Annotated in this window: 20 protein-coding genes; 13 read left to right on the top strand and 7 right to left on the bottom strand. The window is 67.1% G+C overall.

Translation table 11 applies throughout. The features are described from left to right. The 4 genes from AC1DKD_RS00675 to AC1DKD_RS00660 form a co-directional block, all read right to left on the bottom strand. Complete coding sequence (locus AC1DKD_RS00675) at positions 1 to 1,935, bottom strand: chorismate-binding protein (RefSeq protein WP_441626319.1); 1,935 nt, start codon at positions 1,933 to 1,935, stop codon at positions 1 to 3. 131 nt (positions 1,936 to 2,066) lie between these two features. Further along, a complete protein-coding gene (dnaJ, locus tag AC1DKD_RS00670) occupies positions 2,067 to 3,209 on the bottom strand; it encodes a molecular chaperone DnaJ (RefSeq protein ID WP_441626317.1) in 1,143 nt (380 codons plus the stop codon). 175 nt (positions 3,210 to 3,384) lie between these two features. Further along, positions 3,385 to 5,211 (bottom strand): molecular chaperone DnaK, encoded by a 1,827-nt coding sequence (gene dnaK / locus AC1DKD_RS00665; protein WP_477142824.1) that lies wholly within the window; start codon positions 5,209 to 5,211, stop codon positions 3,385 to 3,387. Positions 5,212 to 5,448: 237 nt separating this feature from the next. Further along, positions 5,449 to 5,994, bottom strand: a complete 546-nt coding sequence (locus AC1DKD_RS00660) for a cob(I)yrinic acid a,c-diamide adenosyltransferase (RefSeq protein WP_477142834.1) — start codon at positions 5,992 to 5,994, stop codon at positions 5,449 to 5,451. 242 nt (positions 5,995 to 6,236) lie between these two features. Here AC1DKD_RS00660 and AC1DKD_RS00655 point away from each other — a divergent pair, with 242 nt between their 5' ends. The 12 genes from AC1DKD_RS00655 to AC1DKD_RS00600 all read left to right on the top strand — a co-directional run bounded on the left by AC1DKD_RS00655 (position 6,237) and on the right by AC1DKD_RS00600 (position 17,574). After that, positions 6,237 to 7,655 (top strand): FAD-binding oxidoreductase, encoded by a 1,419-nt coding sequence (locus tag AC1DKD_RS00655; protein ID WP_441626312.1) that lies wholly within the window; start codon positions 6,237 to 6,239, stop codon positions 7,653 to 7,655. Between the two features lie 13 nt (positions 7,656 to 7,668). Further along, complete coding sequence (locus tag AC1DKD_RS00650) at positions 7,669 to 8,559, top strand: LysR substrate-binding domain-containing protein (RefSeq protein ID WP_045237607.1); 891 nt, start codon at positions 7,669 to 7,671, stop codon at positions 8,557 to 8,559. 61 nt (positions 8,560 to 8,620) lie between these two features. Continuing rightward, positions 8,621 to 9,421 (top strand): hypothetical protein, encoded by an 801-nt coding sequence (locus AC1DKD_RS00645; protein ID WP_441626310.1) that lies wholly within the window; start codon positions 8,621 to 8,623, stop codon positions 9,419 to 9,421. Further along, positions 9,418 to 9,948, top strand: a complete 531-nt coding sequence (locus tag AC1DKD_RS00640) for a GNAT family N-acetyltransferase (RefSeq protein ID WP_441626308.1) — start codon at positions 9,418 to 9,420, stop codon at positions 9,946 to 9,948. The genes AC1DKD_RS00645 and AC1DKD_RS00640 overlap by 4 nt, the downstream gene beginning before the upstream one ends. Before the next feature lie 260 nt (positions 9,949 to 10,208). Continuing rightward, positions 10,209 to 11,702: an FAD-linked oxidase C-terminal domain-containing protein gene (locus AC1DKD_RS00635; RefSeq protein ID WP_035867456.1), complete on the top strand. Its 1,494-nt coding sequence runs from the start codon at positions 10,209 to 10,211 to the stop codon at positions 11,700 to 11,702. A gap of 2 nt (positions 11,703 to 11,704) precedes the next feature. Beyond that, a complete protein-coding gene (locus tag AC1DKD_RS00630; protein ID WP_441626306.1) occupies positions 11,705 to 12,652 on the top strand; it encodes an ion transporter in 948 nt (315 codons plus the stop codon). A 30-nt stretch (positions 12,653 to 12,682) separates the two neighbouring features. Then, positions 12,683 to 13,798 carry a glycolate oxidase subunit GlcE gene (gene glcE, locus AC1DKD_RS00625; protein WP_441626304.1) on the top strand — a complete coding sequence of 372 codons (1,116 nt, stop codon included), beginning with the start codon at positions 12,683 to 12,685 and terminating at the stop codon, positions 13,796 to 13,798. 55 nt (positions 13,799 to 13,853) lie between these two features. After that, the gene (gene glcF, locus AC1DKD_RS00620) at positions 13,854 to 15,110 is read left to right on the top strand and encodes a glycolate oxidase subunit GlcF (RefSeq protein ID WP_477142823.1); all 1,257 of its coding nucleotides are present in this window, start codon (positions 13,854 to 13,856) and stop codon (positions 15,108 to 15,110) included. 174 nt (positions 15,111 to 15,284) lie between these two features. Beyond that, the gene (locus AC1DKD_RS00615; protein ID WP_035867463.1) at positions 15,285 to 15,668 is read left to right on the top strand and encodes a CidA/LrgA family protein; all 384 of its coding nucleotides are present in this window, start codon (positions 15,285 to 15,287) and stop codon (positions 15,666 to 15,668) included. Then, positions 15,665 to 16,390, top strand: a complete 726-nt coding sequence (locus AC1DKD_RS00610; RefSeq protein WP_477142822.1) for an LrgB family protein — start codon at positions 15,665 to 15,667, stop codon at positions 16,388 to 16,390. Before AC1DKD_RS00615 ends, AC1DKD_RS00610 begins: the two co-directional genes overlap by 4 nt. 74 nt (positions 16,391 to 16,464) lie before the next feature. Further along, on the top strand, positions 16,465 to 16,830 hold the full coding sequence (locus AC1DKD_RS00605; protein ID WP_441626299.1) for a VOC family protein: 366 nt from the start codon (positions 16,465 to 16,467) through the stop codon (positions 16,828 to 16,830). 54 nt (positions 16,831 to 16,884) lie between these two features. Continuing rightward, positions 16,885 to 17,574 carry a helix-turn-helix transcriptional regulator gene (locus AC1DKD_RS00600; protein WP_045237600.1) on the top strand — a complete coding sequence of 230 codons (690 nt, stop codon included), beginning with the start codon at positions 16,885 to 16,887 and terminating at the stop codon, positions 17,572 to 17,574. A 10-nt stretch (positions 17,575 to 17,584) separates the two neighbouring features. Here AC1DKD_RS00600 and AC1DKD_RS00595 read toward each other — a convergent pair whose 3' ends face one another. The 3 genes from AC1DKD_RS00595 to AC1DKD_RS00585 all read right to left on the bottom strand — a co-directional run bounded on the left by AC1DKD_RS00595 (position 17,585) and on the right by AC1DKD_RS00585 (position 20,375). After that, positions 17,585 to 18,076, bottom strand: a complete 492-nt coding sequence (locus AC1DKD_RS00595; protein ID WP_477102527.1) for a glutathione peroxidase — start codon at positions 18,074 to 18,076, stop codon at positions 17,585 to 17,587. An 81-nt stretch (positions 18,077 to 18,157) separates the two neighbouring features. Then, a complete protein-coding gene (locus AC1DKD_RS00590) occupies positions 18,158 to 19,297 on the bottom strand; it encodes a PilT/PilU family type 4a pilus ATPase (protein WP_441626295.1) in 1,140 nt (379 codons plus the stop codon). A gap of 34 nt (positions 19,298 to 19,331) precedes the next feature. Next, positions 19,332 to 20,375, bottom strand: a complete 1,044-nt coding sequence (locus tag AC1DKD_RS00585; RefSeq protein ID WP_477142821.1) for a type IV pilus twitching motility protein PilT — start codon at positions 20,373 to 20,375, stop codon at positions 19,332 to 19,334. Positions 20,376 to 20,438: 63 nt separating this feature from the next. Between AC1DKD_RS00585 and AC1DKD_RS00580 the strand changes: the two genes are divergently transcribed. Then, positions 20,439 to 21,206 carry a YggS family pyridoxal phosphate-dependent enzyme gene (locus AC1DKD_RS00580; RefSeq protein WP_477102526.1) on the top strand — a complete coding sequence of 256 codons (768 nt, stop codon included), beginning with the start codon at positions 20,439 to 20,441 and terminating at the stop codon, positions 21,204 to 21,206. Positions 21,207 to 21,298 lie beyond the last annotated feature (92 nt).

Genomic DNA, 21,298 nt, shown 5'->3' with positions numbered 1-21,298 from the left:
TCAGTCCTCCGGGCGCAATTCCGCCGGCAATACCGCCGGCAATACCCCGCGCAGCGAGTTGGCCAGCGCCAGCGCTTCGGCGCGGCGCAGCATGGCCCGCGTGATCACCGCCTCGCTCACCGGTCCGCCCAGGTAGCGCGCGCCGTCGGCCAGCACCGCCGCGCGCATCACGCCGGGCAGGATGTCCGCGGTCAACGGCGGCGTCAGCCACGCCCCGTCCACTTTGACGAACACTGAACTGCGGCCACCCTCAAGCAGTTCGTCGCGGGCGTTGAAGAACAGGCTATCGAAGGCGCCTGCGCGCTCTGCGGACTGCCAGCCGCCATCGTAGACGGCGCGCGCGCTGGTCTTGTGGCGGCGCAGCGGATCAGCGCATGCCAACGCCTGCGGCGCCAGCGTGACCAGCACGGGGACGGCGCCCAGCGGCGCCAGCGGGCCGTGGGCGATGGCGAAACCGCCGGCCTTGTCCAGCGCCAGGCGCAAGCGCCAGGTACCGGCGCCGAGATCCGTCACGGCACCCTGCACGGCCGCCAGCGCGCGGTCCCGCTCGAAGCGAAAGCCCAGGTGACCGGCGGAAGCGGCCAGCCGCGCCAGATGATGGGCCAGGCGCTGGCACTTCCCATCCTCCACGCGCATGGTCTCGAACAAGGTGAAGCCCGGATCGTGCGCGGTCAGGAAGCGGGCCTTCCAGCCGCATTCGGCATATTCTCCCGCGGCGTCGCTGTCGTGCACGATGCCGCCGCCGACGCCCATCTCGCCCGCGCGCAGGCCATCCGCGCCCGGCGCGCCCAGCACCAGCGTGCGGATCGCCACGGACAGGGCGAAGGCGCCGGGCCACCCATCGGCCTGTTTGCCGCCGGGCGCATCGATCCAGCCCAGGGAGCCCGTATAGAGGCCGCGCGGCGCCTGCTCCAGTTCACCGATGATCTGCATGGTGCGCCGCTTGGGCGCGCCGGTGATGGAGCCGCAGGGAAACAGCGCGCGCAACAGGTCGGCCAGGCTGGTGCCGGGACGCGCGGCGGCGGTGACGGTGGAGGTCATCTGCAGCACCTGGCCGAACGGCTGCACCGCGAAGCGGTCCGGCACGGCCACCGTGCCGGGCACGGCGACGCGGCCGAGATCGTTGCGCAGCAGGTCGACGATCATCACGTTCTCGGCGCGGTTCTTCGGGTCCGCCGCCAGCGCTGCGGCGGCCTCGGCATCGCGCGCGCTGTCGCCGGTACGCGGGGCGGTGCCTTTCATCGGGCACGCCAGCAACCGGCCTTGCCCGTCATGCCGGACAAACAGCTCGGGCGACAGCGACAACACCCAACCATCGCCCGGCAGCCGCGCCAGCGCGGCGTAGGGCACCGGCTGAGCGGCGCGCAGCGCGGCATACAACGCCAGCGGGTTGCCGAAAGCGGCAAAGCGCAGCCGCTGCGTGAAATTGACCTGGTAGGTATCGCCAGCCTCGATCCACTGGTGGATCCGGGCAATGGCCGCGTGGAAAGCCGCTTCCGGCGTGTCGGCTGTGACGTCCATCACGCCGGCCGGTTCGCCCGAGGACGGCGCCAGCCACTGCGCGACCTCCCGCGTGTCCAGCCGCCGCATCTGCCGGAACCACAGCAGGCGCAGCGCGCCGTCATGGAAAGGCAGCGCGCGGTCGACATGGACCGGCACGCCGACCAGCGGGCCGCCGAATTCGTAGGGGGCGAACAGCGTGGCATGCCAGCCCTGGCGCCAGCCTTCTGCCAGCATGGCGTCGAGCGCGCCGAGCGCGGAGGCATCGGGCAGCGCGTCTTCACGGGCGAAGCCGGTGTACAGGCGCGAAGAGGCCTCGGCGGGGGCGGCGGTGGCGTCGTCGAGCAGGACGAAGGGCTCGGCGGCAATGGCGATCGGATCGTGCGATGACGCGAGGGTGGGGGTTGGCGAAGCCGGAGAAGAAAACGAATGCATCGGGGGCACAAGCACGGAGAAAGCGCGGGCACCGGCGGAACCGGCGCGCGGGGAGGACACCGCATTATCGCCCCCAAAACAAAAAAGCCGGCCACACATCAACGCGTGGCCGGCCGCATGCCGTTGCCGGATCAGCTGAAGAAGCTCTTCACCTTATCCAGCCAGGATTGCTCCTGCGGGCTGTGGCGCGAGCCGCCTTCGTGCACCGAGCGGTCGAACTGGCGCAGGATGTCCTTCTGCGCCTCGGTCAGCTTGACCGGCGTCTCCACGTTCACATGCACGTAGAGGTCGCCCGGATAGCCCGAACGCACGCCCTTGATGCCCTTGCCGCGCAGACGGAACGTCTTGCCGGGCTGGGTGCCTTCGGGCACCGGGAAGCTGGCCTTGCCGCCCAGCGTGGGCACTTCCAGGTCGCCGCCCAGCGCCGCGGTGGCGAAGGAGATCGGCATCTGGCAGTGCAGGTCGTCGCCGTCGCGCTCGAACACCGAGTGTTGCTTGATGTGGACTTCCACATACAAATCGCCCGGGGGCCCACCGTTGATGCCCGGCTCGCCGTTGCCCGTGGAGCGGATGCGCATGCCCTCGTCGATGCCGGCCGGGATCTTCACTTCCAGCGTCTTCTGCGACTTCAGCTTGCCCTGGCCGTGGCACTTGGTGCAAGGCTTGGGAATGTGCTTGCCGGTACCGTGGCACTTGGGGCAAGTCTGCTGCATCGAGAAGAAACCCTGCGACACGCGTACCTGGCCCGCGCCATGGCAGGTCGGGCAGGTTTCGACGTTGGTGCCGGGTTCGGCGCCATTGCCATGGCAATGCTCGCACTCGTCCCAGTGCGGCACGCGGATCTGCGCGTCGTGGCCGTGGGCGGCCTGCTCCAGCGTGATCTCCATGCTGTAGCGCAGGTCGGCGCCGCGGTACACCTGCGGCCCGCCGCCCCGGCGTCCGCCGGCCTGGCCCTGCTGGCCGAAGATATCGCCGAAGATATCGCCGAAAGCTTCGGCGAAACCGCCATAGGCCTGGCCGCCACCACCGAAACCGCCCGCCATGTTGGGGTCGACGCCGGCATGGCCGTACTGGTCGTAGGCTGCCTTTTTCTCGGGATCGGAGAGCATCTCGTAGGCCTCTTTGACCTCCTTGAATTTCTCTTCGGAATCCTTGCTGTCCGGATTGCGGTCCGGGTGGTGCTTCATCGCCAGCTTGCGATACGCCTTCTTGATGTCGTCGTCGCTGGCGTTCTTGCCCACCCCGAGCACTTCGTAAAAGTCACGTTTTGCCATGGTGGCTGCTTACCTGATTGGCCCGGAAGCGCGTGCAAAACCCGCCCGAGCAAAATAGCAAAAAAGCCGAGCGAGGCATTCGACGGCGGTAACCCGCTTGGTCCAATGTCCGTCGCCCGGCGTCGGGATGGGGGCTGGCGCAGCTTGTGTGCCGCGCCCCCGCCCCGCTCTTCCATTACTTCTTGTCGTTGACTTCCTTGAATTCGGCGTCCACGACGTTGTCGTCCTGCGGCTGGGCATGTTGCTGCTGGCCCGCGCCGGCAGCACCGGCACCGGCCGCGCCCGCCGCACCGGCGTCGCCGGCCTTGGCTTGCATGTCGGCGTAGACGCGCTCGCCCAGCTTCTGGCTGGCGTCGGACAGCGCGCTGACCTTGGCATCGATCTCGGCCTTGTCGCCACCGCGTGCGGCGTCTTCCAGTTCCTTGATCGCGGCTTCGATCTTTTCCTTCTCGCCCGCTTCCAGCTTGTCGCCGTATTCGGTGACAGCCTTCTTGGTCGAGTGGATCAGCGCATCGGCCTGGTTGSGGGCGTCAGCCAGCTCGCGGGCCTTCTTGTCTTCCTCGGCGTTGGCCTCGGCGTCCTTCACCATGCGCTGGATCTCGTCTTCCGACAGGCCAGAGTTCGCCTTGATGGTGATGCGGTTTTCCTTGCCGGTCGCCATCTCGCGCTCGCCCTGGAACACCTTGATGGTCACGGCCGGCTGGTTGTCGTCGGCGGTCGAGAACACCTGCGCATGCTTGGTCGGGATGGTGGTGTTCTTGGTGATCATCTTGGTCATCACGCCACCCAGGGTTTCGATACCCAGCGACAGCGGCGTCACGTCCAGCAGCAGCACGTCCTTGCGGTCGCCCGACAGCACCGAACCCTGGATCGCGGCGCCAACGGCCACGGCTTCGTCCGGGTTCACGTCCTTGCGCGCTTCCTTGCCGAAGAACTCCTTGACCTGTTCCTGCACCTTCGGCATGCGGGTCATGCCGCCGACCAGGATCACGTCGTCGATCTCGCTGACCTTGACGCCAGCATCCTTGATGGCGATGCGGCACGGCTCGATGGTGCGGGTGATCAGTTCCTCGACCAGCGATTCCAGCTTGGCGCGGGTCAKCTTSAKGTTCARGTGCTTCGGACCGGAGGCATCCGCCGTGATGTACGGCAGGTTGATTTCGGTCTGCTGCGAGCTCGACAGTTCGATCTTGGCCTTTTCAGCGGCTTCCTTCAGGCGCTGCAGCGCGAGCACGTCCTTGGACAGGTCGACGCCCTGGTCCTTCTTGAACTCACCGATGATGTAGTCGATGATGCGCTGGTCGAAGTCTTCGCCGCCCAGGAAGGTGTCGCCATTGGTCGACAGCACTTCGAACTGCTTCTCGCCGTCAACGTCGGCGATCTCGATGATCGAGATGTCGAACGTGCCGCCACCCAGGTCATACACGGCGATCTTGCGGTCGCCCTTTTCGTTCTTGTCCAGGCCAAAGGCCAGCGCGGCCGCGGTCGGCTCGTTGATGATGCGCTTGACGTCCAGACCGGCGATGCGGCCAGCGTCCTTGGTGGCCTGGCGCTGCGAGTCGTTGAAGTAAGCCGGCACGGTGATCACGGCTTCGGTCACCGGCTCGCCGAGGTAGTCTTCGGCGGTCTTCTTCATCTTGCGCAGCACTTCGGCGGACACCTGCGGCGGCGCCAGCTTCTGGTCGCGCACCGATACCCATGCGTCGCCGTTGTCGGCCTTGACGATGGAGTACGGCATCAGGCCGATGTCCTTCTGCACTTCCTTTTCTTCGAACTTGCGGCCGATCAGGCGCTTCACCGCGTACAGGGTGTTGCGCGGATTGGTGACCGCCTGGCGCTTGGCAGGCGCGCCGACCAGGATCTCGCCGTCTTCCATGTAGGCGATGATCGACGGGGTGGTACGTGTGCCTTCGGCATTTTCGATCACCTTGGGCGTATTGCCTTCCATGATCGCGACGCAGCTATTGGTGGTACCGAGGTCGATACCGATGATCTTACCCATTTATTCTCTCCTCTTGAGCCCCGCTATCCGCGGGGACTGCAATTCGTCCTGAGGGCGAAATGTGGCCGTCCGGGGCCATTTCAAGGGCCGGACGCGCAAATCCGACTAAATTTCTCGACTTCTCCCTCCGGCCAGCGGCGGCTCGGCCGGCCAAGTTGAGGGGCGTTCCGGGACGTTGCGCGACGGCCGGGCTTTTTGTGCTCTTTGGATCACCAAAAATCGAGGCTACCTTGATGGCTAGCGGCCCCGCTGCCACAAGACATCGCTGCCCCCGCCCGCCCGGTTGAGCACGCGCGCCAGCACGAACAACAGGTCGGAGAGCCGGTTCAGGTACTGGCGCGGCGCCTCGTTCAGCGCCTCCTGCGCGCCCAGCGCCACCAGCGCCCGCTCGGCACGCCGGCAAACCGTGCGGCATACGTGCGCCACCGCCGCGGCGCGGCTGCCGCCCGGCAGGATGAACTCGGCCAGGCGCGGCAGGCCGGCGTTGTAGTGGGCCAGCCATTCGTCGAGCTGCAGCACCTGCTCGGGCTTGACCAGCTCATAGCCGGGGATGGACRGCTCGCCGCCGAGATCGAACAGGTCGTGCTGGATATGCAGCAAGGCCGAGCGGACGTCTTCGGGCAGCGCCTCGGTGAGCAGCACGCCGAGATTCGAATTGAGCTCGTCGACATCGCCGATGGCGGCGATGCGCAGGCTGTCCTTGCTGGTACGGCTGCCGTCGCCGAGCCCGGTGGTGCCGGCGTCTCCGGTGCGGGTGGCGATCTTGGTCAGGCGGTTGCCCATGCGGGTCTCCGGCGTTGGCGAATCTTGCATTATGGCGCGCTTCTGGTCGGCGACGGGAGAACCCGCGATACCTCTCAAGTGGCCGTTGCGGCGCCCCGGCAACGACCCAGGCCGGGGGGCGGCGTAGAATAACGGGATTCGCTTGAAACGCTACCGGGTGCAAGCGCAGGCACCGTTGCGCGCGGCTACGAAAAAGCCGCCGCCGCACGGCATCCAGCCACTTCAGCCCCGCCGGAGACGCCATGAACCATCCCCTTTCCCACGCCACGCTGGTGCGCCAACCCCTGCCCGCCGCCGTGCGCGACGCCCTGCAGGCCCGCTTCGGCGAACGCTTCTCCACCTCGCCCGGCGTGTGCGACCACCACGGGCGCGATGAGTCGCCCTTCCCGCCGGCGGCGCCGGACGGCGTGGTGTTCGCCCGTACCACCGAGGAAGTGGCCGAGGTGGCCCACCTGTGCAACGCGCACCGCGTGCCGCTGATCGCCTACGGCGCCGGCTCCTCGCTCGAAGGCCACCTGCTGGCGGTGGCGGGCGGCATCAGCCTGGACCTGTCGCAGATGAACCGGGTGCTGTCGGTACAGGCCGAGGACCTCAACGTGACGGTGCAACCGGGCGTGACCCGCAAGCAGCTCAATCAGGAAATCAAGGACAGCGGCCTGTTCTTCCCGATCGACCCGGGCGCCGATGCCTCGCTGGGCGGCATGTGCGCCACGCGCGCCTCGGGGACCAATGCGGTGCGCTACGGCACCATGCGCGAGAACGTGCTGGCGCTGACCGTGGTGACCGCCGACGGCCGCATCATCAAGACCGGCACCCATGCGCGCAAATCTTCGGCCGGCTACGACCTGACGCGCCTGATGATTGGCAGCGAAGGCACCCTGGGCATCATTACCGAAGTGACGGTGCGGCTGTATCCGCAGCCCGAAGCCATCTCGGCTGCCATCTGCGCCTTTCCCAGCATGGGCAGCGCGGTGCAGGCGACCATCGACACCATCCAATTGGGCGTGCCCGTGGCGCGCGTGGAATTCGTCGACGCGCTGGCCATCCGCGCCATCAACCGGCACGACAACCTGTCCATGCCGGAGATGCCGCACCTGTTCTTCGAATTCCACGGCACCGAGGCCGGCGTCAAGGAACAGGCCGAGACCGTGCAGCAGATTGCCGCCGAGCACGGCGGCCAGGGCTTCGAGTGGGCCACGCGGCCCGAAGACCGCAGCCGGCTGTGGAACGCGCGTCATACCGCCTACTTCGCCATGCTGCAGCTCAAGCCGGGCTGCCGGGCGGTGACCACCGACGTCTGCGTGCCGATCTCCCGGCTGGCCGATTGCGTGACCGAGACCGAGCGCGACCTGAACGCATCCAGCCTGCCCTGCCCCATCGTGGGCCATGTGGGCGACGGCAATTTCCACGTGGCGATCCTGACCGATCCCGAAAAGCCCGAGGAACTGGCCGAAGCCGAGACCATCAACCGGCGCATCGTGGAGCGCGCGCTGGCGATGGGCGGTACCTGCACGGGCGAGCATGGCGTGGGCCTGCACAAGATGGATTTCCTGGTCAGCGAGCACGGCGAGGACGCGCTGGACCTGATGCGCGCCATCAAGAACGCGCTCGATCCCAACCACATCCTCAACCCGGGCAAGATCTTCCGCGCGGTGCGCTGAGGACCGGCGCGGCATGGCTTCCGTGTTCAACCGCGTTCCGCCGCTGCACCTGCTGATCGCGTTCGAGGCCGCCGCCCGGCTGGGCAGCTTCGCGCGCGCGGCCGAGGAGCTGTCGGTCACACCCAGCGCGGTATCGCACCGGATCAAGAACCTCGAGGAATTGTGGGCCGAGGATCTGTTCGTGCGCTCCAATGCCGCGCTGCGGCTGACCGCGTCGGGCACGCGCTACCTGCGCAATGTGCAGGACGCCCTCAAGTCGCTCAACGAACTGGCCCGGCCGGAGTACAACAAGCAGCGCACCCGGCTGCGCGTGGCGATCCCGCCCACCTTCGGCCGCCAGCACCTGGTGCCGCGCCTGCCCGAGTTCACGGCGCTGTATCCGCATATCGACACTGAGTTGCACCTGGCCATTCCGTTCCTCGACGTGAAGGCGGAAGACACCGATGTGGAAATCCGCTATGGCACCGGACGCTATCCCGACCTGAAAACCACCAAGCTGCTGGTCGAGCCTGTGTTCCCGGCGTGCGGGCGCGAGTACTACGAGCGCATCGATGGCCGCGCCATCACCAGGCCCGAGCACCTGCACAACCTGGTGCTGCTGCGCAGCCCGCTGGAGCCGTGGAAGCCCTGGTTCGAAACCGCCGGACTGGACTGGCCCGAGCCGCAGACCGGCCCGCAGTTCAACGATATCGGCCTGATGCTGGAGGCCATCGCTTCCAACCAGGGCGTGGCCCTGGTGCGCCAGCGCATGGCCCGGCACTGGCTTTCGCTGGGCCAGATGGTGCGGCTGCTGGATATCGAGTCGGTGTCGCCGCACGGCTACTACATCGTCGAGCGCGAACAGGCGCCGCTCAAGCCGGAGGCTAGGTACTTCGTCGACTGGCTGCTGGGCCTGGACTGGTAGCGCCCGAACTGCAACAGAAACCAAATAAGACAGAAACCCGGATGAAAGAGGATCCTCGCCCATGCTCGCCCTGAAGTTGCTGCTGGTGCCCGCCTTCATCGCCTGCATCTCCGTGGCGGGCAAGCGCTGGGGACCGGCCGTGGCCGGCTGGCTGGCCGGCCTGCCCGTGGTGGTTGGCCCGATTCTTTTCCTGCTGGCGCTGGAACGCGGTGCGCCTTTCGCCGCTGCGGCGGCCACCAGCGCCCTTTGCGCGGTATTCGCCTCGGTTGCGTTCAGCCTCGCCTATGCCTGGAGTTGCCGCCGGCACGGCTGGCCGCTGGCGCTGGCGGCGGCGCTGGCTGCCTGGCTGGCCGCCGTGGCACTGCTTGGCTGGCGGCCCTTCTCACCGTTCGCTGCGCTGGCGCTGGCGCTGGCGCTGGCCACGCTGTTCATTTGCCCATCCCTCTTCCCGCCGCCGGGTGCCGCCGCCCGCGCTGCGGGCATATCGCGCACAGGTCTGCTGGTCCGCATGCTGGCCGGCGCCGGCCTTACGCTCGCGGTGACGACCTTGTCCGCATCGATCGGATCCACGTGGAGCGGACTGCTGGCGCTCTTTCCAGTCCTTGGCATCGTGCTCTCGGTATTCTCGCACCGGGCGGCCGGCCCGGACTTTGTTGTCGCGTTGCTGACGTCGATGGCCGGCGGATTGTTTTCCCTTGTCGCCTTTTGCTTCACCCTGGCCGTGCTGTTGCCGCGAAGCACCATCGCCATCGCCTTTGCCACAGCCATCCTCGCGACCGCCGCGACCCAATGGGCCGTGAAAGCGGTCGGGGACAGACGTGCCAGGAAACAGCCCGGGATTGCCGAACAGGAGACCGCATGATGCCCACGCAGATCCGCCTGCTTACCCCCGCCGATGCCGGAGCTTTCCAGGCGTTGCGCCTGGAAGGCCTGCTGGAGGCGCCCGCCGCCTTCGGCTCCAGCTTTGAGGATGAGCGCGAATTGCCACTGGCCACCATCGCCGGCCGGCTGGCGGCGACGCCCGGAAAGGCCGTGATCGGCGCCTTCGAGCACGGCGATGGGGCCGCCGCGCTGGCCGGCGTGGTCGGCGTCATGCGCGAGGACAAGGTCAAGCAGCGCCACAAGGCCTTTGTCTGGGGCATGTATGTGGCGCCGGCCTATCGCGGCCGGCGCCTTGGCCGGCAGCTGATGGCGCAGGCACTGGCCGTTGCCGCCGCCATGCCGGACCTGCGCCAGGTCACGCTGAGCGTCACCGCCGCCAACGCGCCCGCGATCGCGCTCTACGAATCGATGGGCTTCCGGCGCTACGGCGTCGAGCCCCAGGCGCTCTATGTGGCACCGGATTATCACGACAATCTGGAAATGGTGCACATGCTGGCGCCGCGCTGATGGCGCGCCGAGAAAAAAGAGCCCCATTACCGCCTTGCATCGCGCCGGTGCTAAGCTGGATTTGAACTGGCCCGGCCGCCGCGCCACGCCCCGCATGGCACGCTCCGGCCCAACGCCGTCATGAGCGATTTTGATCGGCCTGCCATGCGGAATTCACGTCGCCATGAGGTTTCGCAGCCACCAGGCTGCGCTATAGTCCTTGCTCCCCACCCGCTTGCGCCCTGCCATGGCGGACGCCCGCGGCCATTACAGGAGTTGCCATGAACGCCCCGCACGAAGTCTCTCTGGTCGCCGACGACGCGCGCCGCAACGCGCTGCTCGAAGGCCTGGCGAAAATCCTGCCCGATGCGGCCCTGTTGTGGAAGCCCGAAGACACCGTGCCCTACGAGTGCGACGGCCTGGCGGCCTACCGCCAGATCCCGCTGGCCGTGGCACTGCCCGATAACGAGGAACAGGTCTGCGCGATCCTGCGCCTGTGCCACTCGCTGCAGGTGCCGGTGGTGCCGCGCGGCGCCGGCACCAGCCTTTCGGGCGGGGCCATGCCGATCGCCACCGGCCTGGTGCTGTCGCTGGCCAAGTTCAAGCGCATCGTCACCGTGGATGCACGCTCGCGCACGGCGGTGGTCCAGCCCGGCGTGCGCAATCTCGCTATCTCCGAGGCCGCCGCGCAGTACAACCTGTACTACGCGCCCGACCCCTCGTCCCAGATTGCCTGCACCATCGGCGGCAACGTCAGCGAGAACTCGGGCGGCGTGCATTGCCTCAAGTACGGCCTGACGGTACACAACGTGCTGCGCGTGCGCGCCGTGACGATGGAGGGCGAAGTGGTGGAATTCGGCTCCGAAGCGCCCGACGCGCCGGGGCTGGACCTGCTGGCCGCCGTGATCGGCTCCGAAGGCATGCTGGCGGTGGTGACCGAAGTGACCGTCAAGCTGATCCCCAAGCCGCAGCTGGCACAGGTGATCATGGCCAGCTTCGATGACGTGGCCAAGGGCGGCAATGCGGTGGCCGACGTGATCGGCGCCGGCATCATCCCCGCCGGGCTGGAAATGATGGACAAGCCCGCTACCGCCGCGGTCGAGGAATTCGTGCGCGCCGGCTATGACCTCGATGCGGCCGCCATCCTGTTGTGCGAATCCGATGGTACGCCGGAAGAAGTGGCCGAGGAAGTGGAACGCATGAGCGAGGTGCTGCGCGCCTCCGGCGCCAGCCGCATCCAGGTGTCGCAGAGCGAGGCCGAGCGGCTGCGCTTCTGGAGCGGGCGCAAGAACGCCTTCCCCGCGGCCGGGCGCATCTCGCCGGATTACTACTGCATGGACGGCACCATCCCGCGCAAGCATATCGGCACGCTGCTCAAGCGCATCGAGGAGATGGAGCGCAAGTACGGCCTGCGCTGCATGAACGTGTTCCATGCCGGCGACGGCAATATGCATCCGCTGATCCTCTTCGATGGCGCCGACCAGGACGAATGGCACCGCGCCGAGCTGTTCGGCTCCGACATCCTGGAGAGCTGCGTGGAACTGGGCGGCACCGTCACCGGCGAGCATGGCGTGGGCGTGGAGAAACTCAACTCCATGTGCGTGCAGTTCTCGCCGGAAGAGCGCGAGCTGTTCTTCGGCGTCAAGGCCGCCTTCGACCCGGCACGGCTGCTCAATCCCGACAAGGCCATCCCCACGCTGGCGCGCTGCGCCGAGTACGGCCGCATGCATGTGAAACGCGGGCTGCTGCCGCACCCCGAACTGCCACGCTTCTGAACATGCCAGGTCAAAACGCCACGCAGCGCGCCCACAGCAGCGCGCAGACCCGCCAGCGCCTGGGCAAGCCCGAATCGGGCTGGCGCGAGCGCTGGTACACCATCATTTTCGAAGCTGACACGCGCTACGGCCGCCTGTTTGATATCACCCTGCTGGTAGCCATCGTCGCCAGCGTGCTGATCGTCGTGTTCGACAGCCTGCCGGCGATCAGCCTGCGGCTGGGCCGGATATTCACCGTGCTGGAATGGCTGTTCACGCTGCTGTTCACCGCCGAGTATGTGATGCGCATCCTGGTGGTGCGGCGTCCCTTGCGCTATGTGTTCAGCTTCTTCGGCGTGGTCGACTTCCTGTCGATCATCCCGACCTGGCTCGCCTTCTTCGTGCCGGAGCTGGCCTTCCTGATCGACGTGCGCCTGCTGCGGCTGCTGCGCGTGTTCCGGATTCTCAAGCTGACGGTGTACTTCGAAGAAGCGCAGATCCTGTATCGCGCGCTGGCCAACAGCCGGCGCAAGATCTTCGTCTTCCTCGGCACCGTGTTCATCATCACCGTGATCCTTGGTACGGTGATGTACGTGGTGGAAGGCCCGCAGCACGGCTTCACCAGCATCCCAGTGAGCATGTACTGGGCGGTGGTGACGCTGACCACCACGGGTTTCGGCGACATGGTGCCCAAGACCCCGCTGGGCCAGTTCATCACCTCGCTGACCATCCTGCTGGGCTACGGCATCATCGCCTTCCCGACCGGCATCGTCGGCGCGGAGCTGGCCGCGAGCATCATGAAGCGGCCGCTGACAACGCGCACCTGCAACCATTGCCTGACTGAAGGGCACGATCCCGACGCCGTCTACTGCAAGCACTGCGGCAGTGCATTGCCGCATTACCAGAACGAGAGCGAGCACGCGCAGATCGCGCCCGGCGCGCCGCCGGACCGCCCGTCTTCCTCCGCCTGATCTCATTCACGCCAACCTCAGCCAGCCACCATGCCAGCCGACCTGCAAGCCACCCTCACCGCATTTCGCGACGCCATCCGGCACGCCACCGACACGCGCGCGCCGCTGCGCCTGCGGGGCGGCGGCAGCAAGGACTTCTACGGGCAGCAATTGCAGGGGGAAGTGCTCGACACGCGCGCCTATAGCGGCATCGTCGATTACGACCCGCCCGAACTGGTCATCACCGCGCGCTGCGGCACGCCGCTGGCGGAGATCGAGGCGGCGCTGGCGGAGCGGCGCCAGATGCTGGCGTTCGAGCCACCGCATTTCAGCACGGGCGCCAGTGGCGGCGACGTGGCAACCCTGGGCGGCGCGGTGGCCGCGGGCCTGTCCGGCCCGCGCCGGCAGGCGGTCGGCGCGCTGCGCGATTTCGTGCTGGGCACGCAGGTGATGGACGGCCGCGGCGACATCCTGAATTTCGGCGGCCAGGTGATGAAGAACGTGGCCGGCTACGACGTATCGCGCCTGATGTCGGGATCGCTCGGCACGCTGGGGCTGATCCTGGAAGTCTCGCTCAAGGTCCTGCCGATGCCATTCGACGACGCCACGCTGCGCTTTGCGCTGGGCGAGGCCGAGGCGCTGGACCGTCTCAACCAATGGGGCGGCCAGCCGCTGCCGATTGCCGCTTCGGCGTGGCACGACGGCGTGCTGCACCTGCGCCTGTCAGGTGCGGCCGCGGCGCTGCGTGCCGCCCGCGCGCGGCTTGGCGGCGAAGCCGTGGAACCCGGCGAAGCCGATGCGCTGTGGCGCGCGCTGCGCGAGCAAGGCCATCCCTTCTTCGCCCCGGTGCAAGCCGGCCGGGCCCTGTGGCGCATTGCCGTGCCCACCACCGCGGCGCCGTTGGCGCTGCCCGGCGGGCAACTGATCGAATGGGGCGGCGGCCAGCGCTGGTGGCTGGGCGGCGCCGATAGCGCCGCCGACGGCACCATCGTGCGCGCCGCCGCGAAGGCCGCCGGCGGCCACGCCACGCTGTTCCGCAACGGCGACAAGTCGGTGGGCGTGTTCACGCCGCTTTCGGCGCCGCTGGCCGCCATCCACCAGCGCCTCAAGGCCAGCTTCGACCCCGCCCGCATCTTCAACCCGCAGCGCATGTACGCCGGCCTCTGAGCCACGCGTCACGCCCTTCCGATCCCCAGCCAAGGCACCAGAGAGTCCCCGAACCATGCAAACCACCCTGGCCGAATTCCTGCGCGACACGCCCGAWGGCGAAGAAGCCAAGTCCATCGTCGGCAARTGCGTGCAYTGCGGCTTCTGCACCGCSACCTGYCCCACCTACCARTTGCTCGGCGAYGARCTGGACGGSCCGCGCGGCCGYATCTACCTGATGAAGCAGRTGCTCGAGGGCCAGCCCGTSACGGAAAGCACRCGCCTGCACCTGGACCGCTGCCTGACCTGCCGCAACTGCGAATCGACCTGCCCTTCGGGYGTGAAGTACGGCAGGCTGGTCGACATCGGCCGCAAGGTCGTCGATGACCGTCTCGAAGCGCAAGGCATCCAGCGCCCCGCGCGCGAGCGGTTCGCGCGTTGGGCGCTGCGCGAGAGCATGACCCGGCCCGCGCTGTTCGGGCCGGCCATGCGCCTGGGCCAGCGTTTTCGCCCGCTGCTGCCGCAGGCCCTGCGCAACAAGGTGCCGCAGCCGGTGGATGCCGGCACCTGGCCGCGCAACACGCATGCGCGCAAGATGCTGTTGCTCGACGGTTGCGTGCAGCCATCGATGTCGCCCAACATCAATGCCGCCACGGCCCGCGTGTTCGACCGCCTCGGCGTGCAGCTTGTCGTGGCGCGCGAGGCCGGCTGTTGCGGCGCGGTGCGCTATCACACCGGCGACCACGACGGCGGCCTCGACAATATGCGGCGCAATATCGACGCCTGGTGGCCGGCGGTGCAAGCGGGCGCCGAGGCCATCGTGATGACGGCGTCGGGCTGCGGCGTGATGGTCAAGGAGTACGGGCACCTGCTGCGCAACGATGCGCGCTATGCGGAGCGCGCGCGCCAGATCTCGGCGCTGACCAAGGATCTGTCGGAGTTGCTGCCGGATTTCTCCGACACACTGCAAGCCCTCGCCACCGAGGCACGGGAGGGCAAGAGCGGCAACGGCCAGCGGGTCGCCTACCACCCGCCCTGCACGCTACAGCACGGCCAGCAGATCCGCGGCAAGGTGGAGACGTTGCTGACCGGCCTGGGCGTGGATGTCAAGCTCTGCGCCGACAGCCACTTGTGCTGCGGCTCTGCGGGCACGTATTCGGTGCTGCAGCCGGAGTTGTCGTACCGCTTGCGGGATGAAAAACTCGCCAACCTGCAGGCTTCGGGGCCGCAGGCCATTGTCTCGGCGAATATCGGCTGCATCACGCATCTGCAAAGCGGCACCGGAACGCCGGTGATGCACTGGATCGAACTGGTGGACCGGATGTTGGGGTAAGTGGCCGGAAGCCTGGGACGAAGCTGACCGGCTGCGCCCACGGCGTCTGGCACAGCGCTGGCCGTCGCGCCTTCCCGCGCAAGCGGGAGAGGGGCGCAAACCCGCTGCCAGAAGAGGCCACTACGAGTTACCATGCGAGGGCTCCAATCCCGGCTGTCCGCGCCCCGCTCTCACATGCTTCAAACCTTTGCCATCCTCCTGGTTTTCCAATCCGTCGGGGAGGCGCTCAGCTACGCCCTGAGCCTGCCCGTGCCAGGCCCGGTGATCGGCATGATCCTGCTGTTCGGCTGGCTCACCTTCGACGACCGGCTGCTGCCGGTGATCCAGGGCACCACGTCCGAACTGCTCAAGCACCTGTCGCTGCTGTTCGTGCCGGCCGGCGTGGGCATCATGGTGCATGCGCATCGCATCGGCGGGGAATGGATGCCGATCGTGGTGGCGCTGGTGCTCTCCACGTGGCTTGCGATCGCTACCACGGCGCTGGTGGCGCGTGCCCTGATGGGCAAGGCGAGGCCGCCCGAGGCCGCCGCACCCGCGGCGCCGGGAGAACAGGCATGATGACGCCGCGCCTCAACGAGATCTGGGTCTACCTGGCCGCCAGCCCGCTACTGGGGCTGACCGCCACGCTGCTGGCCTATGTATTCGCCTTCCGCGTCTACGAACGCGCGCGTTTTTCGCCGCTGGCCAATCCCGTGATGATCGCGGTAGCCATCCTGGTCACGCTGCTGACGGTGACCGGCACGCCTTACAAGACGTATTTCGACGGCGCGCAGTTCRTCCACTTCCTGCTCGGGCCGGCCACCGTCGCGCTGGCGGTGCCGCTCTACATGCAACTGCCCAAGCTGCGCCGGCACGTGCTGYCGCTGCTGGGCGGACTGCTGGCCGGCTCGCTGGTGGCGGTGGTATCCGCCGTGGGCATCGCCTGGCTGCTGGGCGCGTCGCCCGAGACGATGCGCTCGCTCGCGCCCAAGTCGGTCACGATCCCCATCGCCATGGGCGTGGCCGAGAAGATCGGCGGCCTGCCCTCGCTCACCGCCGTGCTGGTGATGGGTACGGGCATCATCGGCGCGGTCAGCGCCACCAAGCTGCTCAACCTGTTGCGCATTTCCGACTACACCGTGCGCGGCTTCGCCACCGGCGTGGCGGCGCACGGCATCGGCACCGCGCGCGCCTTCCAGGTCAACCAGGAGGCCGGCGCGTTCGCCGCGCTCGGCATGGGCCTGAACGGCGTGCTGACCGCCGTGATGGTGCCGATGCTGGCGGCGTGGATGCCGCGCTGATCCCTGCTGACAGGACGTTGTCAGTAGCCCCCGCGCATGATCCATCCCTCCAACACCTCCCGAGAGAGACCATCATGAGCGGACTGATCAACTGGCTTGAAATCCCCGTCACCGATATGCAGCGCGCGATCCGGTTCTACGAACAGGTCTTCGAAACCACCCTCAAGCGCGAGACCATGGCGCAAATCGACATGGCTGTCTTTGCCAGCCATGAGCCTGGCGGCGCACTGGTGGCCGGCGAAGGCTTCCGGCCATCGGCCGATGGCTGTCTGCCCTACCTGCACGCGGCGCAACTCACGGCACTGCTGGCGCGCGTGCAGGCCGCCGGCGGCAAGACGGTATTCGGCCCGCTGCAACTGCCCGGCGATATCGGCCATATTGCGCATATCATCGACAGCGAAGGCAACCGCGTGGGCCTGCACCAGCCCCTGGCCGGCTAGGCGATGGCCGCGACCGTTTTGCCGATATCCGCTTAGAACCAAGATGAAACCTCGATGAGCCGCCGTGCCGACCGCCTTTTCCAGATTGTCCAGGTACTACGCGGGCGCCGCCTGACCACGGCGGCGCTGCTGGCGCAGCGGCTCGGGGTGTCCGAGCGCACGGTGTACCGGGATATCCAGGCACTGTCGCTGTCGGGCGTGCCGGTCGAGGGCGAAGCGGGCATTGGCTACCGGTTGCGGGCCGACTATGACGTCCCTCCGCTGATGTTCACCGCGATTGAAGTCGAAGCGCTGGTGGCCGGGCTGCGGCTGCTCAAGGCCTGGGGCGGCGGCGCGCTGGCCGCCGCGGCCGATCCCGCGCTGGAGAAACTGGTGGCGGCGCTGCCGCCGGCGCGGCGTCATGCGGCGCAGCAAAGCCGCGTGTTCGCCCCGGAATTCGTCAATCATCCGCAGGTGCGCGACGCCTTTGACGTGGTGCACGGCGCCATGAACGCGCAGCGCCTGCTGCGCCTGGACTACACCGACGCGCAACAGCGCGCTACCGACCGCATCGTGCAGCCGCTGGGCCTGTTCTTCTGGGGCAATAGCTGGCTGCTGGCCGCGTGGTGCACCACGCGCACCGACTACCGCAGCTTCCGGCTGGACCGCTGCCGCGGCATCGTCATGCTGGACGAACGCTTCCACGAAACGCCGGACCGCTCGCTCAACGGCTTCCTGCGCGCAGTGCAGCAGACCAGCGGCTAGCCGCCGCGGACTAGGCCGGCTCGGCCAGCAGCTTCTCGATGTCGCCCTTGATGTCCTCGGGCTTGGTGGTCGGCGCGTAGCGCTTGAACACCGTGCCATCGCGGCGCAGCAGGAACTTGGTGAAATTCCACTTGATTGCTTCCAGGCCGAGCACGCCCGGCTTCTCGGAAGTCAGCCAGCGATACAGCGGATGCGCGTTGGCGCCATTGACGTCGATCTTGCCGAACATCGGGAAGGTGACGTGAAAGCGCGACTCGCAGAACTGGCCGATCTGCGCGGCGTCGCCCGGCTCCTGCTTGCCGAACTGGTTGCAGGGAAAACCCAGCACTTCCAGGCCGCTTTGCGCGAACTGCTCCTGCAGTGCCTGCAGGCCGGCGTATTGGGGCGTGAAGCCGCACTCGCTGGCGGTATTCACGATCAGCAGCACCTTGCCGCTGAATTGCGACAGCGGTACCGGCTGGCCGGCAAGGGAACTGGCTTCGAACTGGTAGACGTTGCTCATGGCGGGCTCCTCTCATGGCGCGGCGGGGTGCCGGCGGCGCGGACAGTGTACTAGAGCCGCAAGCGCCGCGCTGGCGGCAGATCAGATCACATTCAGATGTTCGGTGCCGGCGCCGAGGTCGGTCTCGCGGTCCATGGTGCCGTGCAGCTTGATCATCAGCCGCAGGTCGTTGAGCGAGTCGGCGTTGCGCAGCGCGTCTTCGTAGCTGATCTTGCCGGCCTCGTACAGGTCGAACAACGCCTGGTCGAACGAGACCATCCCCTGCTCGCGCGATTTCTTGATGACTTCCTTCAACGCGTGGATCTCGCCCTTAAAGATCAGGTCGGCCACCAGCGGCGTGCCGATCATGATTTCCACCGCTGGCACGCGGCCCTTCTGCCCCTTGCGCGGCAACAGCCGCTGCGACACCATCGCCTTCAGGTTGAGCGACAGGTCGATCAGCAACTGCTGGCGCTTTTCCTCGGGGAAGAAATTGACCACACGGTCGATGGCCTGGTTGGCGTTGTTGGCGTGCAGCGTGGCCAGGCACAGGTGGCCCGTTTCCGCATACTGCATCGCGTATTCCATGGTTTCGCGATCGCGGATTTCGCCGATCAGGATCACGTCGGGTGCCTGGCGCAGGGTGTTCTTCAGGGCCACGTGCCAGGACTCGGTATCGATGCCGACCTCGCGCTGCGTGACGATGCAGTTCTGGTGCGCGTGCACGTATTCGATCGGGTCCTCGATGGTGATGATGTGGCCGTAGGAATGCGCGTTGCGATGGTCGAGCATGGCCGCCAACGAAGTCGACTTGCCCGAGCCGGTGGCACCGGTAACGATCACCAGGCCGCGCTTGGACATCACGATGTCATGCAGCGCCTGCGGCAGGTCAAGATCTTCCACCGAGGGAATGCGCGTATTGATGGTACGCACCACCATGCCCGCCTTGCCCTGCTGGATAAAGGCCGAGACCCGGAAGCGCCCGGCATTGGACGCGGAGATGGCAAAGTTGCACTCGCGGCTGCCCTCGAACTCGCCCGCCTGGCGCTCATTCATGATCGAGCGCACCAGCCCGAGCGCCTGGGTGGGATTGAGCGGCTGCTGCGACACCGGCGTGATCTTGCCGTCGACCTTGATCGCGGGCGGAAAATCCGCGGTGATGAACAGGTCCGAGCCGCGGTTGCCGACCATCAGCACAAGCAGGTCGTTGATGTACTTGGCGGCGGATTCTCGATCGAGCATGGCGTTGTCCTGGTTTGGATGCGGCGGACTCGCCTCAGCCCGTGAAGGAATCGGGGTTCTTGGCGGTGGCGCGTGCGTCGTTGTAGCTGATCAGCCCGCGCTTGATCAGGTCCGACAGGCACTGGTCCAGCGTCTGCATGCCAAGCCCACTGCTGGTCTGCATCATCGAGTACATCTGCGCGATCTTGTTCTCGCGAATCAGATGGCGGATCGCCGGCGTGGCGATCATGATCTCGTGCGYCGCGGTACGGCCATTGCCGTCACGCGTCTTGAGCAGCGTTTGCGAGATCACCGCTTCGAGCGACTCCGACAGCATGGTGCGCACCATGTCTTTCTCTTCGGGCGGGAACACGTCGACGATCCGGTCGATGGTCTTGGCTGCCGAACTGGTATGCAGCGTGGCAAATACCAGGTGGCCGGTTTCCGCGGCGGTCAGCGCCAGCCGGATGGTTTCCAGGTCGCGCAGTTCGCCCACCAGCACCACGTCGGGATCCTCGCGCAAGGCGGAGCGCAGCGCGTTGGCGAAGGAGTGCGTGTGCGGCCCCAGCTCGCGCTGGTTGATCAGGCTCTTCTTGGACGTGTGCACGAACTCGATCGGGTCTTCCACGGTGAGGATGTGGCCCATGTCGTGATCGTTGCGGTGGTCCACCATCGCCGCCAGCGTGGTGGACTTGCCTGAACCGGTCGGGCCGGTCACCAGCACCAGGCCGCGCGGCTTCATGCAGAGGTCGGCGAATACCGCCGGCGCGCGCAGGTCTTCCAGCGTCAGAACCTTGGAGGGAATGGTCCGGAACACCGCGGCCGCCCCGCGCTGCGTATTGTATGCATTGACCCGGAAGCGCGAGAGGCCGGAGATCTCGAAGGAGAAATCGATTTCCAGCCGCTCTTCATACTGCTTGCGCTGGGTGTCGCTCATGATGTCGTACACGAGGGCGTGGACATCCTTGTGGCCCATCGCCGCTACGTTGATGCGGCGCATGTCGCCGTGGATACGCACCATCGGCGGCATGTCTGCCGAGAGATGGAGATCGGACGCCTTGTTCTTGACGGCGAAAGCTAATAGCTGCGCGATGTCCATCTATAATGACCCCACCCTATTATTGTCGTACTTTGTTGTACTTCTTGATATGTTCGCCGGATTATGTCTGTAATCGCCGCCAACTTGCAAGCCGTCAACCGGCGCATCGCGGCAGCCGCACAACAGGCCGGGCGACCGGCCGGTGAAGTCGCGCTTCTGGCGGTTTCCAAGACCTTCCCCGCCGCCGACGTACGGGCTGCCTTCGATGCGGGCCAGCGCGCCTTTGGCGAGAACTACGTACAGGAAGGCCTGGACAAGATCGCCCGGCTTGCCGACCTGCGCGGCGAGTTGTGCTGGCATTTCATCGGCCCCCTGCAAAGCAACAAGACACGTGCCGTGGCCGAGCATTTCGACTGGGTCCACGCCATCGACCGCCTGCGCATCGCCGAGCGCCTGTCGGCGCAGCGGCCCGCCGGCATGGCGCCGCTGCAAGTTTGCCTGCAGGTCAATATCAGCGGAGAAGCCAGCAAGAGCGGCGTGACGCCCGACGAAGTGCCGGTGCTGGCGCGCGCCGTGGCGGCACTGCCCGGCCTGCGGCTGCGCGGCCTGATGGCGATTCCCGAAGCCGTTGCCGAGGTAGCGGCCCAGCGCCGGCCCTTCGCCGCGCTGCGCGCGCTGCTCGATGCCCTGCGCGCGGACGGGCTGGACGTGGACACGTTGTCGATGGGCATGTCTGCCGACATGGAAGCCGCCATTGCCGAGGGCGCCACCCTGGTGCGCATCGGCACCGCCATTTTCGGCGCGCGCGACTATGCCGCAGCGCCTGCATCCGGGGCCGCCGAGACAGCCTCTGCTGCGACAACGCCCGCAGCGCCCATTACGCACGGCTAGAACGCCGGCATCACTTCTTCCCAGAACACTCCCTGCAAGAGACACCCATGCTCAACACCCTCACCTTTGGCTTCCTTGGCGGCGGCAATATG

This window comes from Cupriavidus sp. 05T313 (genome assembly GCF_056396665.1).
Note: the sequence above shows the minus strand (reverse complement) of the source record. Positions and strands in the feature narration are given on the sequence as shown.